The following is a 17,045-nucleotide window of genomic DNA, read 5'->3' as shown; positions in this document are numbered from 1 at the left end:
CCCCGGCGGAAAGCCTAGGAAGCGGCCGGCTTGAACGTCACGGGCCGGCCGGGCAGGCCGGGAACCAGCCCCTGCGTTCCGGGGAAGACCGGCGCCAGATGGTGCCGGGTAATGCCGCCGGCGGTGCGGTCCCCCACCGAGGTGAGATAGGCATTGCGGCGGGCCGGAGCAATCCGGGACTGGAGTTCCGGTGCGGCAGCGGTGTCCGAGTAGTGCGTGCCCAGGCCGTCACGGAGCAGGCGGACGGCCTCCGCGCGCTGCTGGGACACGGCGGAGTGGGTGCTGCCCAGCTCTTCGGCTATTTCCTTGACCGTGCGGTCTCGGAAGTAGATCTCCTCTATGACGTACCGCATCTTCTCGGGCAGGGCGGCGACGGCCGCCTGCAGGTACTTCAGGCGTTCCGAGGCCAGGAGGGTGCCCTCCGGCGACGGCATGTCCGCAACCAGGAAGTCGGTCACGGATTCGTCCAGGCTGGACACGGTGCGGGAGGCATCGGAGAGGGCATCCTCGGCCACCGTACGGTCCACACCCAAAGCGGAAGCAATTTCATCCACGTTCGGGGTGCGGCCCAGGGCGGCAGTCAGGGTTTCCTTCACCGCAAGGGTTTCCTTGATCCGGCGACGGGCCGAACGGGTAGCCCAGTCACTGGAGCGCATCTCGTCGGCAAACGCTCCGATGATGCGGCGCCGGGCATAAGCTCCGAAAGGCACACCCAGGTCCGGATCGAACGAAGCGGCCGACGTTATCAGGGCAATGGACCCGACCGAGGCCAGGTCGTCACGCGAGAGGTGCGTGGCCTTGGCGCAGACTTCAGATACGAGATAACCGACCAGTGGCAGATTTTCCACCACCATGGCATTACGTGCAGAATGATTCATTTTTTGGACCCCCAAGTCCTTGTTCCCCAACAGTCCCCCAACTGCGACCGTTAAACGCGCCGGCTTAGTGGTCAGTGGCTGAGTCCGCTGGTGAATCCACTCTCGAGCGCTTTAGCTGAAACATACCACTAACATTGAAGATGAACCGGCCGATAGTGTTTTGTGGCGGACATATTGGAATATGCCCGCCAATCCGAAGACTTTTGCCGCAGGTTGGGGCCTGGAATCAGACGTCTTATTCCGTATCAGAGACATTCAGTGCACCACCAAGGAGGTGAGCCAGGCATGGGTACCCAGAGACTCTCGGCCCTTCTATGGGAAGAGCGTGAATTGTTGGAACTTCTTGTGTTCAAGCTCGAAGAAGAACAATTGCTGCTTACCTCGGGAAAAACCAAATGGCTGACGCACGCCACCCGTGAGGTTGAACAGGTCCTCGAGCGCCTCCGCGCCGCCGATCTCGGCCGGGCCGTCGCCGTTGCCGGCCTCGCCGTCGAATGGGGCACCTCCGAAGACGCCACCCTGCGCGAATTGGTGGCCGCCGCACCCGCTGGCCCCTGGACGGAAATCTTCAACGCCCATCTGCAGGCCATGACGGAGCTGACCGTGAAGATCCGCGAACTGCGCGACATTAACGAACAGTTCCTGCGCGCCGCAGCACGGTCCGCCCAGGAAACACTGGCGGGCCTGAACCCCGAGGCAAACACCTACACGGCGGCCGGCACCTCGGCCACCCGCATGTCAGCCGCCCGGCTGGTTGACCAAAGCATTTGACGTTAGGGACTCCTAGACAATGAGCACCTTCAGCGGCCTGAACACGGCCTATACCGGCCTTTCCGCCGCACGAAAGGGCCTGGACGTCGTCGGCCAGAACGTGGCGAATGCCAACGTCACCGGCTATACCCGCCAGCGGCTGAACACTTCCGCTGCGCCCACGCTCGCCCCCACCGGCCCGTTTGGCGCCGGCACCGGGGTGGGTCAGGGCGTTTCGGTGGATTCCATTGCCCGGCTGGGCAGCCTGCAGCTGGATACCCGGGTGCGCAGCACCGCAGCAGTGGCGGGCTACTCCGCCGTCCGCGCCAATGCCCTCATTGAGCTGGAAGACGGCTTCAACGAGCCCGGGGCTGAAGGGCTCTCCGCCTCGATGCAGTCGCTGTCCGCGGCCTGGCAGGGCGTGGCGAACAAGCCAGGGGACAACGCCGCCGCCGCCGTGCTGCTTAACGCAGCCACCGCCGTCGCCACCCAGATCGGCGCCGGTTACAACGGGGTGGCGGAGCAGTGGACCAGCACCCGCAGCGGCCTCAATGACATGGTCAGCGAAGTCAATGCCGGCGCAGCCCAGCTCGCCACCCTGAACGGCGCCATCCGTTCCACGCTCGCGGCCGGCGCATCAGCGAACGAACTGGTGGACCAGCGCAATGCCCTGGCCACCACCCTCTCGGCCCTGACCGGAGCAACCGTCCGGGAATCCTCCGGCGGCATGGTGGATGTCCTGATTGACGGCAACGCGCTGGTCTCGGGCACGTCTGCACGTTCCCTCACCGTCACCGGCGGCCGTTCCATGACGGACGCGGCGGAAACGGTCGTGGCCTGGACCGACCGTCCCGGCTCCGCGGGGATTAACAAGGGCGAAATTGCCGGCGCTGTGTCCCTTCTGGCCCCGGCAGCCAAAGGCGGAACACTGGCCAAGGCCGCGGCCTCCTACAACGACGTCGCCGCCGCGCTGGCCGGGACCGTCAACGACCTGCACCGGCAGGGAGCCACCACCACCGGTGCCACCAACCGGGATTTCTTCGCCGTGGGCAGCCCCGCCGCCACCACGTTGAAGGCTCTCCCGACCGACGCCTCCGGCATCGCCGCCGGCTTCCCGGGTGCGGACGGCAAGGGCAGCCTGGACGGGCGCCTGGCGGACCAGATCTCCCAGCTGGGGTCCAAGGCCGGTTCGGCCGACGCCGTGTGGAGCACCTTTGTCACGGCCACCGCTTCCCTCAGCCGCGCCGAACTGCAGCAGGCCACCCTGGCCGACGTTGCTGCCTCTTCCGCCGTGGACCTGCAGCTTTCCAATGCCTCCGTGGACCTGGACGAGGAAAACGTGAACCTGCTGATGTACCAGCAGGCCTACCAGGGTGCCGCCCGCGTTATGACAGCCATTGACGAAATGCTGGACACCCTCATCAACCGCACCGGAATTGTTGGAAGGTAATCGTGATCACCCGCACCACGAATCAGACCATGGCCCGCGCAGCCCAGCAGAACCTGCAGGCCAGCATGTCCCGGATGAGCAAGCTGCAGGAGCAGGTCAGCTCCTCCTCGGCTATCTCCCGGCCCTCCGACGACCCGGCAGCTACCGCCAATGCCCTCAAGGTCCGGGCCGAAATCCGCGCCAACACCCAGTACACCTCCAACATTAACGATGCCGAGGGGTGGCTGAGCGTCTCCGACACTGCCTTGAGCAACACCACGGATATTTTGAACCGGGTCAAAGACCTCACGATCAGCGCCGCCAACGGCTCCACGTCCCCGGAGAGCCGCAAGGCCATCGCCGCCGAACTGACCGGCCTGAAATCAGACCTGCTGCGCGAGGCCAACACCACCTACCTGGGCCGGACGGTGTTTGCCGGAACCTCCGATGCAGGCGCCGCCTTCACCTCAGTAAACGGTTCCTACACGTACACCGGGGACGGGGTGCCGACCGCTCGGCGGTTGGACGGCGGGACGCCGATGCAGGTGGACACCAATGGCGCGGCCGTCTTCGGCACCGGAGATGCCTCCGTGTTCCGACTGGTCGATGACCTCGTGGCCGGGCTGGAGTCCGGCAAGGACGTCAGCAGCTTCCTTGGGAAAATCGACGCCGCGGCAAACACCGTCCTGGTGGAACACACCGGTCTCGGAGTACGCCACTCCGCCACCCTGAAAGCGAAGGATGCTCTTTTGGACCAGTCCGTCAGCCTTGAAAGCCGCCGTTCCGGCATCGAGGACCTGGACACCGCGAAGGTGATCCTGGACATGAAGCTGCAGGAAGTCGCGTACCAGGCGGCGCTCTCCGTGACGGCACGGGCCCTGCAGCCCACCCTGATGGACTTCCTGCGATGAGCACGGCCCTGACCTTCCTCACACCGCCTCCGGGGTTCGCTCCGGACGTGGACTTCCGTCTCGATGACATTGACGGTGCCAGCGGCCTGTACGCCATGAGCTCCGCGGGAACCGTGGCGGGCACACCCCACCGGCTGTTTGTCCTGGACGCAGCCGTGTATCTACCGCAGTACCATCCGGAAATCACCGACGACCAGCGCCGCCAGCTGAAACTGGAAACCCCGGAGGACGCCGTCGTACTCGTGGTGGCCAATCCCACCCTCGACGGAACCACAGTGAATCTGCTGGCACCGATTGTGGTCAATGTATCCACCGGCAGCTGCGCCCAGGTGATCCTGGAAGACCAGGACTGGCCGGTCCGCGCTCCTCTGGAGCCGGTTGCTGCATAGATCCTGACGCACAAAAGGCGCACGTTCCGAAGAACGTGCGCCTTTTGTGTGCTTAGCCCTAAAGGTTAGGCGAAGTCGGCCGTGGCCGGATCCGCGCCGTAACGGGTGCCGTTGTCGAGTGCGTTGATGGCCTCGATGTCCTCATTGCTCAGCGTGAGGTTCAGTGCTTCCCAGTTTTCGCGGATGCGGGATTCCGTGACGGACTTGGGGATAACGATGCTGCCCAGGGCCAGGTGCCAGGCAATGACAACCTGTGCCGGGGTGGCGCCGTCGTACTTCGCGGCGATCTCAACGAGCTTGGGATCCTCGAGCAGGCCCTTGCCGGAGCCCAGCGGGGACCAGGACTCGTGCAGGATGTTGTGCTCGGCCTCGAAGGCACGCAGATCGGCCTGATTCAGGTACGGGTGGGTTTCGACCTGGTTCAGGACCGGGACAACGCCGGTGGCGTCGATGATTTCCTGCAGGGCTTCCTTGGTGAAGTTGCAGACGCCGATGGACTTGACGCGGCCCTGCTTCTGTAGCTCAACCAGCGCCTTCCAGGTGTCCACGTACTTGTTCTGCTTCGGCTGCAGCCAGTGAATCAGGTACAGGTCCAGGGTTTCCAGGCCGAGGCGCTCCATGGAGGCGTCGAAGGCCTTCAGTGTCTCTTCGTAGCCCTGGTCTGCGTTCCACACCTTCGTGGTGATGAACATGTCCTCGCGGGGAACGGAGGTGGCGGCAATGGCGCGGCCGACGCCGGCTTCGTTGCCGTAGATCTTGGCCGTGTCGATGTGGCGGTAGCCGACCTCGAACGCCTGTCCCACTACCTTTTCGGCAACCTCGTCCTCAACCTGCCACACGCCGTAGCCGAGCTGGGGGATGGTGTTGCCGTCATTGAAAGTCAGTACCGGTGATGTAGTCATGTCCTCATCCTTGCCCGGTTGCCGGGCAGGACAAAGCGGATAAGCTCAGCGCGAAAACACTGCGTAACGTATTCCCGGTTTGGAAATCTTTTTTCCCCATTAAGCAGGTTTTTTCGCGAAAGGCTTATTACTACTTTCTCGTAATCCCTGTTTCCTGGGCGCTGAGCAGGGCGCGTTCTGCCTCCACCACGTCCTCCTGCACCAGTTCCGCGCGGCGCCGGACATTGTCCAGGCCTGCCGACGCGATCCCCCAGCGCTCCCCTTCGAGCCGGGACATGGCCGCGGCCTCCGCGGCGGCTGCCAGCGAATTCCCGCTGCGGGACAACGCGCGGTGCACCGCGGTCAACGCCCCGGGAATGTTCTGGCCGGTGCTGGGCAGTTGCCGCTGCGCGGAGGTACAGACCTCCCGGACGCGCGGCAGCAGACCCGCGAGGTCATTCGCCACGGTCACCAGCTCGTTGTAGATGGCATCATCCTCGACGCCTTCCAGCATCTGGTAATACCGGTCCAGGCCGCGCGTGAAACGGTCGTGTGCACGCCGCCAGACGCCCTTGCCGAGCTCCACGTCATCTTTCCGCCCCTGCCGGGCGGCTGCAAAAAGTGCCATCTATGTCCTACAGGTACTGGCCGGGGCCTGATTGCGGTTCCTGCCGCGGACTGCCGACCCCTTGGGAAGCCCGGTGCGGTTCCCCGTCGTCTCCAATAACCACTCCCGGCGCCAGTATGGTTCCGGGCGGCAGCTGGCGCAGCTGCAGGCGTCCGGCTGCGTGCGTGGCGGTCTGCTGGGCGGCGATGGCCGTCTGGATGCCGCGGAACAACCCTTCGAGCCAGCCCACCAGCTGGGCCTGCGCAATCCGCAGCTCCGCGTCGGTGGGGGTGGAATCATCCGTGAACGGAAGATTGATCCGGTGCAGCTCGCTCACCAGTTCCGGGGCAAGCCCGTCCTCCAGCTCCTTTAGGGACCGGTCATGGATTTCTGCCAGCCGGTTGCGGGCGGCATCGTCCAGGGGGGCGTTGCGCACCTCTTCAAGCAGCTGCTTGACCATGGTGCCGATCCGCATGACCTTAGCCGGCTCGTCCACCAGCTCGTTGAGTTTGGCCGGACCGCCCTTGCCCTTGCCGTGCCCTGAAGCATCGTCCGCGGGGTGCTCAGCCGCCGAGTGGGGTGCTGCCGCGGAGGGAGCCGTGCCGTCGTCGGCCGGCGTCTGCTCTGACTTCTGTCCCACGGGCGCGCCCGGAGCCGCCACGGGGCGGTCGGAGGATCCGCTCTGTTCAGTCATGGCATTAATGCTCTCACGGTTGCCGGCGGTTGCCCCGCGGATAGCCGGATTTCCGGGTTTTCCCCGCCGTTTTGGCGCTTTTCCAGAGGCGCCGGGCCAGCGGACCGGCAACAAAAGGAAACAACGACGGCGGCACCGCAGCTGATTGACTCAACTGCGGTGCCGCCGTCGTGCTTTCGATTGAACCGGATGGCCGAAGCTAGCAGCAGCGGCCCTCCGGGTTGGCGTCCTGCCGGTCCATCTTGTCCCGCCAGAATTCGCGCTCGCTCATCAAGGGCGAGGTGCAGCCGGACGCGGCGTGGAAGTCCGTGTACTTGCGGTACGCGTCCTCCCCCATCACGTCCCGGAAGAACCGCACGAAACCGGCCACGCTTTGGCGGACCGCAACGCCGGCACTCATGAGTGTGCCGCCTTCTTTGCCGGCCGGTTCTCCTCGGGCAGCGACTGCCACTGGGCGGCAATCTCCTTTTCCGCCGGCGTCGCGAGGAAGCCCGCCGGGGCGAAGGTCCGGGATGCGACGGCGGGATCCTCGGCGCTCGGGGCGCCGCCCGAACGGAAGGACCGGATGCTGGCAATGATGGCCGTGATGATGACGATGATCGCCAGCGTCACGAACACCACCGAGAGCGTGGTCTGGATGAGGGTGTTGCGGACCACCGCTTCCATCGCCTCCACCGTCTTGGCCGTGCCGAAGCTGGTCTCGCCGCGGGAGAGCGCCGCCTGGAACGCCTCGTGGTTGGCCCAGTACCCGACGCTCGGCACCGGCGAGAAGATCTTGTAGAACGACGCCGTGATGGTCACCACCGCGGCGAACGCCAGGGGCAGGGCCACGATCCAGAGCCACTTGAACGCGTTCTTCTTGGCAATGATCGCCATGCAGATAGCCAGTGCAATGGCGGCCAGGAGCTGGTTGGCGATGCCGAAGAGCGGGAACAGGGTATTGATGCCGCCAAGCGGGTCCGTGACTCCCATGATCAGGATCGACCCCCAGCCGGCAACCATGATGGCCGTACATATCCAGGCTCCGGGACGCCAGGACATGTCCTTGAACTTCGGGGCCACGTTGCCGATGGTGTCCTGCAGCATGAACCGGGCGACGCGGGTGCCGGCGTCGACCGCGGTGAGGATGAACAGGGCCTCGAACATGATGGCGAAGTGGTACCAGAACGCCATCATTCCGGGTCCGCCGATCAGGCTCTGCATGATCGTGGCCAGGCCGACGGCGAGGGTGGGCGCACCGCCGGTGCGCGACACAATGGATTCCTCGCCCACGCTGGATGCCAGCGACGAGAGCATATCCGGGGTGAGGTTCACTCCGGCCAGGCCCAGCCCGTTCACGAAGGCGACCGCGCCCTCCACCGTCCCGCCGGTGGCACCGGCGGAGGAGTTCATGGCGAAGTAGATGCCGCGGTCAATGGAGATGGCAGCCACCAGCGCCATGATGGCCACGAAGGACTCCATCAGCATGCCGCCGTAGCCGATGAACCGGGTCTGGCGTTCCTTCTCCAGCATCTTCGGGGTGGTGCCGGAGGAAATCAGCGCATGGAAGCCGGACAGGGCGCCGCAGGCGATGGTGACGAAGAGGAACGGGAAGAGCGGTCCGGCGACCACGGGACCGTCGTCGCGGCTGGCGAACTCGCTGACCGCGGGGACGTTGATCTCCGGGCGGACAATGATGATGGCCACGGCCAGCATCACGATGGTGCCCACCTTCATGAAGGTGGAGAGGTAGTCGCGCGGGGCCAGCAGCAGCCAGACGGGCAGGACGGCGGCGATGAAGCCGTAGATGATGATGCCCCACGCAATGGTGGTCGGCTCCAGGGTCAGGGCGTCGCCCAGCGGGGTATCGGCAACCCAGCCGCCGGCAATGATGGCGGCGAGCAGGAGGACGAAGCCGATGATGGAGACCTCGGTGACCTTGCCCGGACGCAGGTAGCGCAGGTAGATCCCCATAAACAGGGCGATCGGGATGGTCATGCTGACGGAGAAGACGCCCCACGGGCTTTCAGCCAGGGCGTTCACCACCACCAGGGCCAGGATGGCCACGATGATGATCATGATGACCAGGGTGGCGATCAGGGCGGCGGTGCCGCCGATGAGGCCGAGTTCGTCGCGCGCCATCTGGCCCAGTGACCGTCCGCCGCGGCGCATGGAGAAGAACATGACGAGGTAGTCCTGGACTGCGCCGGCCAGCACCACGCCCACAATGATCCAGATGGTGCCGGGGAGGTAGCCCATCTGCGCGGCCAGCACCGGTCCGACCAGGGGGCCGGCGCCGGCAATGGCGGCGAAGTGGTGGCCGTACAGGACCCTGCGGTCCGTGGCGGCGTAATCCTTGCCGTCCGCCCGATACTCGGCGGGCGTGGCGCGGCGGTCATTGGGCTTCAGCAGCTTCGCTTCGATGAGCTTTGAATAGAAGCGGTAGCCGATGAGGTAGGTGCACACGGCCGCGAACACGAACCAGATGGCGTTCACGGTTTCGCCGCGCACTACGGCGAGCATGGTCCAGCTGAAGCCGCCCAGCAGTGCAATGCCCGCCCAAATGGCGATCTTCGCGGGCGTCCAGCGACGGTCCTCCGCCTCGAGGACTTCCGGGTCCACGGCCACCGGCGGCAGTGCCGGGTCCTGTTCCAGGACGTCGCCGTCCAGTGGTTGCCGGTTGTCGGCCCGGCGCCGTTGGTTCTCGCTCATGATGATCCCTTTTGTCTGCGGTGGCTTGTCTGCATTGACATACGTACCGAACGGGGGCAGGGAGTGGCCCTGCTCTTTGCAGATTACCAGCGCGTGAGGCGGCGGTCACAGACATACGTGACGGCGGCCGCAGAGGTGTGCGGCCGCCGTCGTTGTTCAGGATGCGTTGTGCGGGTTAGAGCGTCAGCAGGATCTTGCCGGCGTGCTGCCCGGAGTCGAAATACTCGTGCGCGGCGGCAGCCTCGGCCAGCGGGAAGGTGCGGTCCACGAGGGGGCGGATCCGGCCGGACTCCAGCAGCGGCCAGACGTATTCACCGACGGCGGACATAATGGCGGCCTTTTCCTCCACGGGCCGGCCGCGCAGAGTGGTGCCGATGACGGCGGCGCGCTTGGTCATGAGCTGGTTAAGGTTCAGTTCCGCCTTGGCCCCGCCCTGCAGTCCGATGATCACCAGGCGGCCGGCGACGGCGAGCGCGTCCAGGTTCCGCTGGAGGTATTTGGCGCCGACGACGTCGAGGATGACGTCCGCGCCGTGGCCGTCGGTTGCTTCGCGGACCGCGTCGACGAAGTCCTGCTCCTTGTAGTTGATGAGGACCTTCGCACCGAGGGATTCAGCCAGCTCGAGCTTTTCCGCCGAGCCTGCGGTCACCATCGGAACGGCGCCGAACGCGGCCACCATCTGGATGGCCATGGTCCCGATGCCGCCCGTGGCGCCGTGGATGAGGACGTAGTCCCCCTCCTTGACGCCGGCGGCCATAAAGAGGTTGGAGAAGACGGTGGCTGCGGTTTCCGGCAGGGACGCTGCGGTGACGGCATCGAAGCCGTCCGGCAGGGGCAGGACCTGCCCGGCGGGGACGGCAACCTGCTCGGCGTATCCGCCGCCGGTCAGCAGTGCCACCACTTCGGTTCCCACGGCGAAGCCTTCAACGCCCTCACCCAGCGCGGCAATCCGGCCGGAGACTTCCAGGCCCGGATATTCGGATGCTCCGGCGGGCACCGGGTAGTGGCCCTGGCGCTGCATCACGTCTGCGCGGTTGATGCCGGCGGCAATGACGTCGATCAGCACCTCACCCGGTCCGGCCTCGGGGGCGGGAACATCCTGCAGTTCCAGTGCTTCCGGTCCGCCGGGTGTTCCAATAACGATGGCTTTCATGCTGTCCTTCCAGATTTAGGGAATTTTGGTGATTTCATCCCTTCTGCCAGACTACATAGTGAGGAAGGTTGTCCGAGCGGCCGATGGAGCTGGTCTTGAAAACCAGTGTGCGGTAACCCCGTACCAAGGGTTCGAATCCCTTACCTTCCGCCAGACAACAAGAAGCGGCCCCATTCGTGGGGCCGCTTCTTCTGTTTAACGGCGAGGACCGGTCCCGGGCGCGGATTCTCGATCCTCCTGCGGAATAGCTGCCGGATTAGGGATCTGCCGGCGGTTCATAGTGCAGTAGATGCTGCCTCCGAGCGGCCCGACAGCATCTACTGCACTATGTATGCGCGGCCAGGACAGAACCGGTGGGCGGCACCGGGGCAGCGGCCGCAGCAGGACGCTGCCCCGGAATAACTTAGGCTTGTCCTAAGTAATTGCGTCCGCAGTCCCCCACCGCATCGGAGCCGCAGCATGTCCCCCCGCATCCAGCCCACCTCTTTCCCGAAGCCGGTCCGCCTGGCAGCGCTCACGCTCGGACTCGCCGCTGCGCTCAGCGGATGCGCCGCCGGTGACGACGACGACCACGACGAGCCGGCGTCGAACACCGGCATGCGCGGGGTGTCCGAACAGACCGCCGAGCGCGTGGTCCAGGTCAGCTCGGTCCATCCCGAAACCGGCATGACCCTCATCGAAGGCCCGACCTTCGGGCCCGACGGCGGCCTGTTCGTTGTCGATGTCACGGCTCCGGCCGGCGACGCGAAGGTGATTCGGGTGGATGTGGAGGATGAATCGGTTTCCCCTGTCTACACCGAGGGCAACGGCGCCTACACCTCCGCGCAGTTCAGCCCGAAGGACGGCCGGATCTACCTGACGGACTTTGCCGGCGGAAAAATCGACAGCATCACCGCCGACGGGAAGGACCACCAGACCTTCTTCACCGGCGACGTCGACGGCGCCCCCATGCGCCCGGACGATCTGGCCTTCGACGAGGAGGGCAACCTCTTCGTCAGCGATTCCACCGGCTACGCCGATCCGGCCTGGGAGGCGCAGGGCCGGGTGGTGCGAATCGACAAGGACACCGCGGAGGCCACCGTCCTGGCCGAGAACCTGGCCGCCCCGAACGGCATCTCCTTCAGCGAGGATTTCAAGGCCCTGTGGGTCAGCCAGTACATGGACAACCGGATCGACTATCTGGTGCTGAACGAGGACAAGACCGAAGTCACCACCTCCCACCCGGGCATGCACTTCGACGGCGGCACCAGCCAGACCGATTCCAACGCCGTGGACGCGGACGGCAACGTGTACCAGGCCGTCCACGGGCAGCCGCGCATTTTCGTCTACAGCCCCACGGGTGAACTGCTGTCCACCGTGACCGTCCCGGCCGACGACGAGGACGGCCTCACCTCGGCCACCAACATCGCCATCAAGCCCGGCACCAACGAGGCCTACCTGACGGTCAGCGGCCCTTCCGGCGGTTTCATCTACGAATTCGACGCCTTGTCCACCGGCATCCGCCAATCAAACGGCGGCTAACCCATACGCCCCAACTCCCCACCAAGAACAGCACGGATAAGGGTGCCCGCGGACGGCTGACCGTTTCCCTCAAGGGGCGCATCGGACGCTAGGTGACATGCAGCCATAGTGACCTGGCCGAGGGCGGGACGGGCCGGGAGGGGTGAGGTACCCCCGTAGGGGCCTGGCGGAGGCGGCTTTAATATTCCAAGCGAGCTCTGCGAGCTCTGGAATTTCGTTGCCGCCGGAGCCAGGCCCCGCAGGGGGGGCATCAGGCGGACCAGCAAGCGGGCAGCAAACGGGCAGCAGGCGAACCTTACGCCGGCACCCCGGCAGCCTCCGCCACCAGCACTTCATCGATGCTCTCCTCGCGCCAACGCTCCAGCAGCCGATGGAACACCACCGGCCCGGGGCTGAAGGAGAAGCTGACGGGCGGCGGGTTGCCCTCGCGGTTGTAGTAGCCGGGCGTGCATTCGGCGGCGAACCTGCGGTTGTCCGCGGAGGTCCGCTGGATGGTTTCGCACCAGGCAGCCTCGGCTTCCGCCGTCGGCTCGATGTAGCGGGCTCCTGCCTCGCGTCCGGCGCCGATGACGGCGGCAATGTGGTTCGCCTGTTCCAGCAGGATGTGGGCGAAGTTCACCGAGTTGGCGTTCTGCATTGAGCCGAGGTGGAACAGGTTCGGGAAGCCGTGCGTGTAGAAGCCGTGCAGGGTGCGCGGTCCGCGGCTCCACGTTTCCAGCAGAGTGGATCCGCCGCGTCCGGTCACCGGCAGGGCGCCGGAGGTGACACCTGAGATGCCTACCTCGAAGCCCGTGGCGAAGACGATGCAGTCCACCTCGTATTCCTCGTCGCCCACCACGATGGTGTTCTCGGTGATGCGGGTGATGCCGCCGAAGTCCGCTGTGTCCACCAGCGTCACGTTGGGAAGGTTGAAGGTCTCCAGGTAGTAGTCGCTGAAGGTCGGGCGCTTGCACATGTAGCGGTACCAGGGCTTGAGCAGTTCGGCCGTCTTCGGATCGTAGACTTCCTCGTCCACCCGGGCGCGGATGGAGTTCATTTTCCGGAAGTCGACGAGTTCGTCGAGGCGTTCGCGTTCTTCTGCAGATACGGATTTGTCGACGGCGCCGCTGATCATCTTGCGGTGCAGCTGCGGAACGGAGGTCCAGCCGTCCCGGGTGAGGTCCTGTTCCACCGGTTCCCCCGAGACCACGGCAAGGAAGTTCTCCATGCGTTCCTTCTGCCAGCCCGGCTTCAGGGAGGCGGCCCAGGCCGGGTCGGTGGGGCGGTTGTTCCGGATGTCCACGGACGACGGCGTGCGCTGGAAGACCAGGAGCTGCTCGGCGTCGCGCGCCACCATGGGAATCACCTGGATGCCCGTGGCGCCGGTGCCGACCACGGCCACCTTCTTGTCCGCGAGTCCGCTGAGGTTGCCGGTCTGGTCTCCCCCGGTGTAGCCGTAGTCCCACCGGCTGGTGTGGAAGGTGTGCCCCTTGAAGGAGTCGATGCCCGGGATGCCCGGCAGCTTCGGCTGGGTGAGCGTTCCGGAGGAGGTGATCACGTAGCGGGCACGCATCGAGTCCCCGCGGTCGGTGGTCACGATCCATTCCAGCGCTTCGTCGTCCCAGGTCAGGCCGGTGACGCGGGTATGGAAAACGGTGTCACGGTACAGGTCGAAGCGTTCGGCGATGGCCACGGCGTGCCGGCGGATCTCCTCGCCCCGCGCGTAACGCTCGGTGGGCATGTACCCCACTTCTTCGAGCAGCGGCAGGTAGACGTAGGACTGGATGTCACAGCGGATTCCGGGGTAGCGGTTCCAGTACCAGGTGCCGCCGAAGTCCCCGGCCTCATCCATCATGCGGATGCTTTCGACGCCGGCCTCCCGGAGCCGGGCGCCGGTGGTCAGGCCGCCGAAACCGCCGCCGATCACCAGCACCTCCACGGCATCGGTCAGCGGGTCGCGCTCGGTGCGCGGGGTGTAGGGATCGGTGGCGTAGTAGCCGAACTTTCCCTTGGCGGGCTGGTACTGGGTGGCGCCGTCCGGACGGATCCGCCGGTCCCGTTCCGCCTTGTACTTTGCCCGAAGGCCCTCTACATCCAGTCCTTCTTCGGTGTGCTCGTACGCTATGGGGGTTTGCGTGCTGCTCATGTATGTCCTTACTTAGCTTGCGCATGCCCGGGGCAGGATCCGGGGGAAGGACAACGACGCCGGTGCGCGGAGTCCGTCTCGCTCCGAACGCCGGCCGCCGGGGACGCCGGTATATCTCAGACCGCCAAAAACGGTTAGTCCCACACTAACTAATTTCGCGGGGTGTTTGCTGACGCCGTGTTTGCCGACACGTCCGGGGCCACTACGGTGAACTCATGACCGACGGAAGTAATGTGCAGCACGAGCGCGAACGGGTGCTGCAAAGTCTCGAAGAACTCACCGACTCACTGCAGTCAACGGCCCTGCCCGCTTTCCTCGACCCGCTGCTGGCCACGGACCTGACGGTGCGCCAGTTGAAGGTCCTGACCGTCCTGGTGGCCACGGAGGAGGGCGCCACCGGCCGGGGCCTCTCGGAGTCCTTCGGCGTCTCGATGGCCTCCATGTCCGGCCTGGTCGACCGGCTCGTTGCCCAGGGCGTCGCCGTCCGCTCGGAGGACACCCGGGACGCGCGCGTGCGGCGGGTGAAGGCGACGCCGCTGGGCCGGACAGTGGTGCGCCGGCTCGTGGCCGGACGCCCGGAGCTGAATTTCGAGATTCTCTCGCGGTTGTCCATGGACGACCTGCGCGCCCTCGAGCAGGGCATGCGCGCCGTCCATACCGAGGTCAACCGGGCAGAGGGCGCCGTCTAGACCCGGCCGGCACCGTCCGCCGGCAGCACCGTGAACAGCGCCGGTTCGGCAAAGCCCTGGGCCGCGAACGCCGCCAGCACCGCAGCGCGGACCTCAGCTTCGTCCTCCTGCCGGATCAGGGCAATGGCGGAGCCGCCGAACCCGCCGCCGGTCATCCGGGAACCCAGCGCACCGGCGGCAAGCGCCGTATCTACCGCCAGGTCCAGCTCCGGGCAGGACACCTCGAAGTCATCGCGCAGCGACACATGGGAGGCGGTCAGCAGCTCACCGATGCCTCGGACGTTGTCCGCCCGCAGCTCCTCCACCACCTGCAGCACGCGCTGGTTCTCTGCGGTCACATGGCGCACCCGCTTCCGGGTTTCCTCGTCCAGCCCGTCCAGGGAGGTGCCCTCCGGGACGTCCCGCAGCGACTGCACCCCAAGGGCCGCCGCGCCGCGTTCGCAGGCGTTCCGCCGGGCGCTGTAGCCGCCGTCGGCGTGGCTGTGGACCACCCGCGTATCGATGACCAGCACTTCCAGTCCGTGGCCGGCCAGGGGCAGCGGCACCGTTTCGGATTCCAGGCTCCGGCAGTCCAGGAACAGGGCGCCGCCTTCGCGTCCCATCAGCGACGCCGACTGGTCCATGATGCCCGTGGGGGCACCCACGAACTCGTTCTCGGCGTACTGGGTCAGGCGTGCCATCTCCGGTGCATCGAGTCCCAGGCCCAGCAGGTCATTGAGCGCCACAATCACCGCCACTTCCACCGCGTGGGAGGAAGACAGGCCGGCGCCCACCGGAACGGTGGAATCCAGCAGCAGGTCGAATCCGGGCACCGAAACCCCGGCCTGCTGCGCCAGTGCGTACACCACGCCCGCCGGATACCCGGCCCAGCCGTCCGCGGATCCCGGTTCCAGACCGCCGGTCCGGAACTGCGCGCGGGAGAGGTCGGCGCCGTCGGGGGCGAAGGTCGAGGCGAGACGGACGGCGTCGGCCTCCGTCCCGGGTTCGGAGTCCCCCGTCCGCAGCCGCACGGCCACGAGGGCGCTGCGGTCAATGGCGAACGGCAGGACGAAGCCGTTGTTGTAATCCGTGTGTTCGCCGATCAGGTTCACCCGTCCGGGGGCGCGCCAGACGCCGTCGGGCGCCGCACCGAAGACCTCGGAGAACCGGCGCGCCAGGGTGTCCGCCCGCTCCTGCAGGGTAGATGTTGAGGTGCTCATGGCTTAGCCTCGCGCAGCCGGGCGGCGGTCAGTTCCGCAGTGGTGTCATTGATGAAGGCGCCCATGGCTGCCTCGGATCCGGCCAGGAACTTCAGTTTGTCCTTGGCCCGGCGGGGGCTGGTGAGCTGCAGGTGCAGCCAGCCGGCGTCGCGGTCTGCTTCGGTCACAGGCGTCTGGTGCCAGGCGGAGATGTACGGGGTGGGGGTCTCATACAGCCCGTCCACCCGCTGCAGCAGATCCAGGTAGACGGATGCCAGCTCGTCGCGTTCCGCCCCGTTCAGGGCGGCAAGGTCGGGGACCTGGCGGTGCGGCACCAGATGCACCTCCAGCGGCCAGCGGGCCGCGTAGGGCACGTAGGCGGAGAAATGTTCACCCGCAAGAACCATGCGGTCCCCGGCGTCGGACTCGTCCCGAAGCACTTCGCCCATCAGGGGCCGGCCGTTCTCGGCCAGGTGCCGGCGGGAGCGTTCGGCCAGCCGGGCTGCGTGCGGCGCCGCGTAGGGGTAGGCGTAGATCTGCCCGTGCGGGTGGTGCAGCGTCACGCCAATGTCCTGGCCGCGGTTTTCGAAGGGAAAGACGTGCCGGATGCCCGGCAGCGCGGAGAGCTCCTCGGTGCGCTGGGCCCAGGCCTCAACCACGGTGCGGGCACGGGTGTAGGGCAGCGATGCGAAAGAGCTGTTGTGCTCCGGGGTGAACACCACCACCTCGCAGCGGCCGAAGGCCGGTGAGGGATGCCCCCACAGTGCGCGCTGGTCCGGGTCCCCGGCCTCCGGCAGCGTGCCCAGTTCCGGCCCCAGGGAGGGGAAGCGGTTTTCAAACACCACGACGTCGAAGTCCCCGGCGGGGATTTCCGACATCCGGCCCGGGACGGTGGGGCACAGCGGGCACTGGTCGGCGGGCGGCAGGTAGGTCCGGGCCTGCCGGTGCGCCGCGACGGCCACCCATTCCCCGGTCAGCCGGTCAAAACGCACCTCGCCGTTGCCGGACCGGCCCTCCAGCGGACGCGCGTCACGGACGGACTCCACCGGACTGCCGCCGCGGTCGGTGAAGAACAGCGATTCGCGGCCGTCTGCCAGCGTGTGCCGGCGGTGGACGATGGGCAGCTCCGCAGTTCCCTGCACCGCTGGG

Annotated in this window: 16 protein-coding genes and 1 tRNA gene; 7 read left to right on the top strand and 10 right to left on the bottom strand. The window is 66.3% G+C overall.

Going from position 1 to position 17,045, the window contains the following annotated elements; genetic code table 11:
• Positions 1–14: 14 nt before the first annotated feature.
• The gene (locus tag N2K95_RS02235) at positions 15–878 is read right to left on the bottom strand and encodes a sigma-70 family RNA polymerase sigma factor (protein WP_260652728.1); all 864 of its coding nucleotides are present in this window, start codon (positions 876–878) and stop codon (positions 15–17) included.
• 285 nt (positions 879–1,163) lie between these two features.
• On the opposite strand from N2K95_RS02235, the gene N2K95_RS02230 reads away from it, so the two are divergent.
• The 4 genes from N2K95_RS02230 to N2K95_RS02215 are packed head-to-tail and all read left to right on the top strand — an operon-like array spanning position 1,164 to position 4,357.
• Positions 1,164–1,649 carry a flagellar protein FlgN gene (locus N2K95_RS02230; RefSeq protein WP_255793616.1) on the top strand — a complete coding sequence of 162 codons (486 nt, stop codon included), beginning with the start codon at positions 1,164–1,166 and terminating at the stop codon, positions 1,647–1,649.
• A gap of 19 nt (positions 1,650–1,668) precedes the next feature.
• Positions 1,669–3,078 (top strand): flagellar hook-associated protein FlgK, encoded by a 1,410-nt coding sequence (gene flgK, locus N2K95_RS02225; RefSeq protein WP_260652727.1) that lies wholly within the window; start codon positions 1,669–1,671, stop codon positions 3,076–3,078.
• Between the two features lie 2 nt (positions 3,079–3,080).
• On the top strand, positions 3,081–3,968 hold the full coding sequence (gene flgL, locus N2K95_RS02220) for a flagellar hook-associated protein FlgL (RefSeq protein WP_260652726.1): 888 nt from the start codon (positions 3,081–3,083) through the stop codon (positions 3,966–3,968).
• Positions 3,965–4,357, top strand: coding sequence for a flagellar assembly protein FliW (locus N2K95_RS02215; RefSeq protein ID WP_260652725.1), 393 nt, complete (start codon positions 3,965–3,967; stop codon positions 4,355–4,357). Before flgL ends, N2K95_RS02215 begins: the two co-directional genes overlap by 4 nt.
• A gap of 65 nt (positions 4,358–4,422) precedes the next feature.
• Here N2K95_RS02215 and N2K95_RS02210 read toward each other — a convergent pair whose 3' ends face one another.
• From N2K95_RS02210 to N2K95_RS02185, 6 genes are all read right to left on the bottom strand, one after another.
• On the bottom strand, positions 4,423–5,259 hold the full coding sequence (locus N2K95_RS02210; protein ID WP_255793620.1) for an aldo/keto reductase: 837 nt from the start codon (positions 5,257–5,259) through the stop codon (positions 4,423–4,425).
• Positions 5,260–5,389: 130 nt separating this feature from the next.
• Positions 5,390–5,866 (bottom strand): hypothetical protein, encoded by a 477-nt coding sequence (locus N2K95_RS02205; RefSeq protein WP_260652724.1) that lies wholly within the window; start codon positions 5,864–5,866, stop codon positions 5,390–5,392.
• Positions 5,867–5,873: 7 nt separating this feature from the next.
• The gene (locus tag N2K95_RS02200; RefSeq protein ID WP_313771170.1) at positions 5,874–6,539 is read right to left on the bottom strand and encodes a bacterial proteasome activator family protein; all 666 of its coding nucleotides are present in this window, start codon (positions 6,537–6,539) and stop codon (positions 5,874–5,876) included.
• Between the two features lie 199 nt (positions 6,540–6,738).
• Positions 6,739–6,939, bottom strand: coding sequence for a YbdD/YjiX family protein (locus tag N2K95_RS02195; RefSeq protein WP_260652723.1), 201 nt, complete (start codon positions 6,937–6,939; stop codon positions 6,739–6,741).
• Entirely contained in the window at positions 6,936–9,230 is a 2,295-nt protein-coding gene (locus tag N2K95_RS02190; RefSeq protein WP_260652722.1) for a carbon starvation CstA family protein, read from the bottom strand. Before N2K95_RS02190 ends, N2K95_RS02195 begins: the two co-directional genes overlap by 4 nt.
• A gap of 175 nt (positions 9,231–9,405) precedes the next feature.
• Complete coding sequence (locus N2K95_RS02185) at positions 9,406–10,383, bottom strand: NAD(P)H-quinone oxidoreductase (RefSeq protein WP_260652721.1); 978 nt, start codon at positions 10,381–10,383, stop codon at positions 9,406–9,408.
• Between the two features lie 62 nt (positions 10,384–10,445).
• On the opposite strand from N2K95_RS02185, the gene N2K95_RS02180 reads away from it, so the two are divergent.
• Together N2K95_RS02180 and N2K95_RS02175 are read left to right on the top strand one after the other, a co-directional pair.
• Positions 10,446–10,536 (top strand) — tRNA-Ser (locus tag N2K95_RS02180).
• Between the two features lie 306 nt (positions 10,537–10,842).
• Positions 10,843–11,904 carry an SMP-30/gluconolactonase/LRE family protein gene (locus tag N2K95_RS02175; protein WP_260652720.1) on the top strand — a complete coding sequence of 354 codons (1,062 nt, stop codon included), beginning with the start codon at positions 10,843–10,845 and terminating at the stop codon, positions 11,902–11,904.
• 295 nt (positions 11,905–12,199) lie between these two features.
• On the opposite strand, the gene N2K95_RS02170 is transcribed toward N2K95_RS02175, so the two are convergent.
• The gene (locus tag N2K95_RS02170) at positions 12,200–14,029 is read right to left on the bottom strand and encodes a flavin-containing monooxygenase (RefSeq protein ID WP_260652719.1); all 1,830 of its coding nucleotides are present in this window, start codon (positions 14,027–14,029) and stop codon (positions 12,200–12,202) included.
• A 215-nt stretch (positions 14,030–14,244) separates the two neighbouring features.
• Between N2K95_RS02170 and N2K95_RS02165 the strand changes: the two genes are divergently transcribed.
• Positions 14,245–14,718: a MarR family winged helix-turn-helix transcriptional regulator gene (locus N2K95_RS02165; protein WP_260652718.1), complete on the top strand. Its 474-nt coding sequence runs from the start codon at positions 14,245–14,247 to the stop codon at positions 14,716–14,718.
• Here N2K95_RS02165 and galK read toward each other — a convergent pair.
• Both galK and galT read right to left on the bottom strand, forming a co-directional pair.
• Positions 14,715–15,917, bottom strand: coding sequence for a galactokinase (galK, locus tag N2K95_RS02160; protein ID WP_260652717.1), 1,203 nt, complete (start codon positions 15,915–15,917; stop codon positions 14,715–14,717). The two genes, N2K95_RS02165 and galK, sit on opposite strands and share 4 nt — an antisense overlap.
• A complete protein-coding gene (gene galT, locus N2K95_RS02155) occupies positions 15,914–17,014 on the bottom strand; it encodes a galactose-1-phosphate uridylyltransferase (protein ID WP_407080131.1) in 1,101 nt (366 codons plus the stop codon). The genes galK and galT overlap by 4 nt, the downstream gene beginning before the upstream one ends.
• Positions 17,015–17,045: the final 31 nt, after the last annotated feature.

The organism is Arthrobacter zhaoxinii (assembly GCF_025244925.1).
GTDB lineage: Bacteria > Actinomycetota > Actinomycetes > Actinomycetales > Micrococcaceae > Arthrobacter_B > Arthrobacter_B zhaoxinii.
Note: the sequence above shows the minus strand (reverse complement) of the source record. Positions and strands in the feature narration are given on the sequence as shown.

Coding starts and splice junctions, on each gene's coding strand:
- N2K95_RS02235 (WP_260652728.1), bottom strand. CDS start 878: ATGAATCATTCTGCACGTAATGCCATGGTGGTGGAAAATCTGCCACTG.
- N2K95_RS02230 (WP_255793616.1), top strand. CDS start 1,164: ATGGGTACCCAGAGACTCTCGGCCCTTCTATGGGAAGAGCGTGAATTG.
- flgK (WP_260652727.1), top strand. CDS start 1,669: ATGAGCACCTTCAGCGGCCTGAACACGGCCTATACCGGCCTTTCCGCC.
- N2K95_RS02215 (WP_260652725.1), top strand. CDS start 3,965: ATGAGCACGGCCCTGACCTTCCTCACACCGCCTCCGGGGTTCGCTCCG.
- N2K95_RS02210 (WP_255793620.1), bottom strand. CDS start 5,259: ATGACTACATCACCGGTACTGACTTTCAATGACGGCAACACCATCCCC.
- N2K95_RS02205 (WP_260652724.1), bottom strand. CDS start 5,866: ATGGCACTTTTTGCAGCCGCCCGGCAGGGGCGGAAAGATGACGTGGAG.
- N2K95_RS02200 (WP_313771170.1), bottom strand. CDS start 6,539: ATGACTGAACAGAGCGGATCCTCCGACCGCCCCGTGGCGGCTCCGGGC.
- N2K95_RS02195 (WP_260652723.1), bottom strand. CDS start 6,939: ATGAGTGCCGGCGTTGCGGTCCGCCAAAGCGTGGCCGGTTTCGTGCGG.
- N2K95_RS02190 (WP_260652722.1), bottom strand. CDS start 9,230: ATGAGCGAGAACCAACGGCGCCGGGCCGACAACCGGCAACCACTGGAC.
- N2K95_RS02185 (WP_260652721.1), bottom strand. CDS start 10,383: ATGAAAGCCATCGTTATTGGAACACCCGGCGGACCGGAAGCACTGGAA.
- N2K95_RS02175 (WP_260652720.1), top strand. CDS start 10,843: ATGTCCCCCCGCATCCAGCCCACCTCTTTCCCGAAGCCGGTCCGCCTG.
- N2K95_RS02170 (WP_260652719.1), bottom strand. CDS start 14,029: ATGAGCAGCACGCAAACCCCCATAGCGTACGAGCACACCGAAGAAGGA.
- N2K95_RS02165 (WP_260652718.1), top strand. CDS start 14,245: ATGACCGACGGAAGTAATGTGCAGCACGAGCGCGAACGGGTGCTGCAA.
- galK (WP_260652717.1), bottom strand. CDS start 15,917: ATGAGCACCTCAACATCTACCCTGCAGGAGCGGGCGGACACCCTGGCG.